The sequence below is a fragment of the Sphingomonas bacterium genome (assembly GCF_903643065.1).
Taxonomy (GTDB): Bacteria; Pseudomonadota; Alphaproteobacteria; order Sphingomonadales; family Sphingomonadaceae; genus Sphingomonas.
Map to the genome: position 1 here is coordinate 1 of NZ_CAHJWX010000257.1, position 4,210 is coordinate 4,210.

Annotated in this window: 6 protein-coding genes; 2 read left to right on the forward strand and 4 right to left on the reverse strand. The window is 68.4% G+C overall.

Annotated features, from left to right (window positions below; translation table 11 throughout):
• The coding region (locus HUU95_RS09775; RefSeq protein WP_174279941.1) for an SDR family NAD(P)-dependent oxidoreductase at positions 1-616 on the forward strand (616 nt) is incomplete at its 5' end.
• On the opposite strand, the gene HUU95_RS09780 is transcribed toward HUU95_RS09775, so the two are convergent.
• From HUU95_RS09780 to HUU95_RS09795, 4 genes are read right to left on the reverse strand one after another with little or no spacing between them, the layout of a single operon-like run.
• Positions 617-1,429, reverse strand: a complete 813-nt coding sequence (locus HUU95_RS09780) for a hypothetical protein (RefSeq protein ID WP_174279942.1) — start codon at positions 1,427-1,429, stop codon at positions 617-619. It abuts the gene before it with no gap.
• 49 nt (positions 1,430-1,478) lie between these two features.
• A complete protein-coding gene (locus tag HUU95_RS09785; RefSeq protein ID WP_174279943.1) occupies positions 1,479-2,471 on the reverse strand; it encodes an ABC transporter substrate-binding protein in 993 nt (330 codons plus the stop codon).
• A 16-nt stretch (positions 2,472-2,487) separates the two neighbouring features.
• A complete protein-coding gene (locus HUU95_RS09790) occupies positions 2,488-3,318 on the reverse strand; it encodes a fumarylacetoacetate hydrolase family protein (RefSeq protein ID WP_174279944.1) in 831 nt (276 codons plus the stop codon).
• Positions 3,315-3,905 (reverse strand): VOC family protein, encoded by a 591-nt coding sequence (locus HUU95_RS09795; RefSeq protein WP_174279945.1) that lies wholly within the window; start codon positions 3,903-3,905, stop codon positions 3,315-3,317. The genes HUU95_RS09790 and HUU95_RS09795 overlap by 4 nt, the downstream gene beginning before the upstream one ends.
• A 124-nt stretch (positions 3,906-4,029) precedes the next feature.
• Between HUU95_RS09795 and HUU95_RS14350 the strand changes: the two genes are divergently transcribed.
• A partial coding sequence (locus HUU95_RS14350; protein ID WP_217429805.1) for a hypothetical protein occupies positions 4,030-4,210 on the forward strand: 181 nt, incomplete at its 3' end.

Sequence of the window (4,210 nt, forward strand, 5' to 3'; positions counted from 1 at the left end):
GCGCGACCTCGACGCGGGGGAGATGGCGGCCGCGTCGATCAGCGGCGACGTGCGCGCGATCCGGATCGACCTGACCGATCCCGCCACCATCGCCGCCGCCGCCGCCGCGATCGAGCAGGGCGATGACCGGTTGGACGTGCTGGTCAACAATGCCGGGATCAACGACCCGCGCGACGGCGCTCCGGGCGCGGTCGAGCCGGAGGCGGTGCGGCGCATCTTCGAGACCAATTTCTTCGGCACGCTCGCGGTCACCCAGGCGATGCTGCCGTTGCTCCGCAAGTCGCCGTCGGCGCGGATCATCAATCAGTCGAGCGACCTGGGTTCGCTGACGCGTCAGGGCGACCCGGACTGGAAATATGCCTTCATCAAGTCGCTCGGCTATTCCGCGTCGAAGGCCGCGCTCAACATGCTGACGGTGCAGCTCGCCGCCGAGTTGCGCGAGGCTGGCATCGCGGTCAATTCGACCAACCCCGGCGCGACCGCAACCGACCTCAACGGCCATCGCGGCCACCAGACCGTCGAACAGGGGGCGACTCCCGCCGTCCAGCTCGCGCTCGCCGACGAGGCGGCGTTCAGCGGCGCGTTCGTCGGCGTCGGCAAGATCGATCCGTGGTGATCAGAACTTGATGAAGCCGCTCGCCTTGTCGGGGGGTGCCACGTCCTGGTTGTTCTCGAAACAGGACTGGTCGTCCAGCAGCGCCCATTTCGGGTCGGTCTTGCGCTGCGCGATGTTGGTCATGGTGACCGGCTCGGTGAACGCTTCGTCGTCATAGAGCGTGATGCTGGTGTGAAGCACGTCGGGCGCGACCCGACGGACGGTCCATTTGACGTGCAGCTTGCCGCTGTGCGGGTCGCGGTGCGAGTCGAGCGAGGTGGTCGGCATGATCGCCACGGTGTCGACGACCAGCGTATCACCTTCCCAATGGCCGATCGAATGGCCGTTATAGCTGGGCTTCAGGTCCGCCGGATGCGGGCGGCCGTCGGTCCATACCGTGATGGGAAAGGTGCCGAATTCGTAGAAGGTGACCTGGCCGGGAGTCTGCACGATCTCGTGCGGATAGTTCATCGACGCGATCATCGTCGGCATCCCGAACGGCAGGCATTTCGAGCTGATGTCGCCGAGCTGGACGCCCTTCTTCGCCGCCGCGACCCGGTCGTCATAGATCTTCTGATAGGCGGGCGTGTAGGGCAGCGGCCAGGGCGACCAATAGCTGGGCGAGCGGCCATCGGCGGACTTGCCCGAATTCGACGCGACGCCCTGACCGGGGATGCCCAGCGCGGTCCCCATCCACAGGCCGGCGATATCCGGGGCGACCGGGTCGCCCTGATAGGAGACGCCGGCGGGAGGCCATTGCTGGCCGGCGGCCGAGGCCGTCGTGCTACCCAGGGCGACGGCGGCCAGCAGGGCCAGCCTCTTCATGTCGATCATGCCAACCATCTCCGTTCGCGCGGCCTCTGCCAGCCTTGGCGAGCCATCGCTAGGGGGTCTCGCCCAGCGTGCCCAGCGCGAACAGCTCGTGGAGGTCGAGCAGGCGCGGCGACAGGCCCTGCTCGACCGAATAGCGCAGCATCGCCGCCAGCGCCGCGCGGTTGGCGGGGACGCCATAAGGCCAGTAATCCTCGCCCATCACCGCGACGGTGCGGGCCAGGTCGTCACCGAGCCACGGCAGCGTCGCCGCGAGCGCACCGACATCGTGCATCGCCCGCATGCAGAGCCGCTTGGCTTCCTCGAAGGCCCTGGTCACCGCCAGGGGCAGCCATGGATGGCGCTCGACCAGTTCGCGGCGGACGCCGATCACGTGCATGATCGGGAACAGCCCCGTCTTGCGGAAATATGTCTCTTCCGCGGCCCGATAATCGGCGAACAGGCGCGTCACCGCCGGATCGTCGGGCTGGAAGCAGGCGGGCGCGCGGGCGGTGATCAGCGCGTCGATGTCGCCCGCCGCCAGCATCGCCGACAGGGTCCGGTCGCCGCCGATCGGCGCGACCTCGACCGCGTCGCCGAAGGTCAGCCCGAACTTCTCCTGCCGCCCCGGCTGGTCGAGCCCGCCGGTGCGCCAGCGGATCGACGAGGCGGCGACACCGTATTCGTCCGACAGCATCCCCCGCGCCCATAGCGCCGCCGTCATCTGATATTCGGGCACGCCGATCGTTTTGCCCGCCAGGTCCTCCGGCCGCGCGATGCCGCGATCGGCGCGGATGTAGATCGCCGAATGGCGGAACATGCGCGAGGGGAAGACCGGGATGGCGACATAGGCGCTGGCGATGCCGCGCGCGACCGCGAGGATGTGGCTGCTCATCGACAGCTCGGTCACGTCGAACGGTGCGTCGTCATAAGCGCGCGCGAAGATATCTTCCGCCCGCATCGTCAGCGCGCGCGCGTGGCAGCCCTCGACCTTTACCTCGCCGCTCTGCAGCGCCTGGATACGATCATAGGCCTGGCAGGCGATCGTCAGGTCGAGGTCGCTCATCGGGTCGGCCGCGCGCTCAGGCTTCGTCGACGACGGGGTTGCTCAGGACGCCGACTCCTTCCACCTCGACATCGAGCCGGTCGCCCGGCTTCATCCACAGCGGCGGGGTGCGGCGCGAGCCGACGCCGCCCGGCGTGCCGGTGGCGATCACGTCGCCCGGCCGCAGCGCCAGCCAGCGCGAGCAATAGCTGATGCATTCGGCGATGCCGAAGATCATCTGGCTGGCGCGCGCGGACTGGACCGTCTCGCCGTTGAGCCGGGTCGCGAGGCTCGCGTCGGCGACCTGCCACTCGCTCGCCGGCACGATCCAGGGGCCCATCGCGCCGGTGTGCCAGAAATTCTTGCCGGCGGTGACCGAGTGTTTCTGATACTCGCGCACGCTACCGTCCATGAAGCAGCTATAACCGCCGACATGGTCCATCGCGTCTTCGGCCGCGATGTGGCGGCCGGCGCGGCCGATCACGACCGCGATCTCGCCCTCGAAGTCGAAGGTGGCGGACGCCCTGGGCCGCACGATCGGCGCGTCGTGCCCGACGAGCGAGTCGTGGGTGCGCAGGAAGATGTTGGGGCTGGTCGACTCCTCGACCTTGATCTCGCTCAGATGGTCGCGATAGTTCATCCCGACGCAGATGATCCTGGCCAGCGGGTCGATCGGCACCGCCAGCGTCACCGACGACAGCGGCACGCGCCCGCTCGCGCTGGGCAGGTCGGCCGACGACCGTTTGGACAGGGTGAAAGGCGCGTCCTCCGCCGGACCCTCGCGCCAGTCGCCGACGAGGTGGACGGTGTCGCCGTCGAGCAGCCCCTCTGCGTTCTGGCCGTCCCGTTCGATCTTGACCAATCTCATGCCGTCACCCCCCGCCGCTGCGCGACATACGCCTCCGGATCGATCTCGCGGCCCGACGGGTTGGCCTTGAACGCGTCGGAGGACATGAAGTCGACCATCGCCTCCAGCGTCGGGAAGTTCTGCGCGGTGATCTCGACATTGTTGCCGTCGGGATCGCGATAGTAGAAGCTCGTCATCGGACCGTGATCGGCGCTGCGGTGCGGCCGCATGCCCTCGCCCAGCAGCCGGTCATGGGTGGCGCACAGCTCGTCCAGGCTGGCGGTGGTGAGCTGCATGTGGTGCAGCCCCGGCGCGCCCTTCGCCGGCTCCAGCCCGGTGCCCGGCTCCTGGAAGATGCCGATCGTCTGCACATAGGGGAAGTCGAGCGACAGGCGGAAGAAGCACATCCTGAGATCGCTCGCCCGGGTCTGGCCGCCGAGGTCGAGCGGCCTGGTGCCCGCGTCGGGGCTGTGCTCGAAAAAGGGCGGGACGCCCAGCACGGTCGTGTACCAGGCGATCATCGCCTCGATCCGCCCCGTCTTGAGGATCGTCTCGCTGATCTTCAGGCTCGAACAGGGCTGCGTCGCGGCCGGGTCGGCGTTCGGCATCGGTCATCCTCTCTCGTCGTGCTCGATGGCTTGCCGGAGCCCTTATCGCGACGGGAGCCGTCGCGTCCATCGCCAGAAGAGAGCGCCTCGACGGTGATACTGTTCTGGCCTCTGGACGCCGACAATGCGCATCGCCACATCCGGCGTGATCCGTGGCAATGCCATTAGCCTGCATGAGAAGAGGCCTGACGTGAGTTCTGTCGATCCAACCGCCGGTGACGCCCACCCGACAGGGGAAGCATCCGGCGTCACCCGGCGCGCGGCGTTGCAGGCCGGCGTGGCCGTCGCCGCCGTCGCGCCATTCG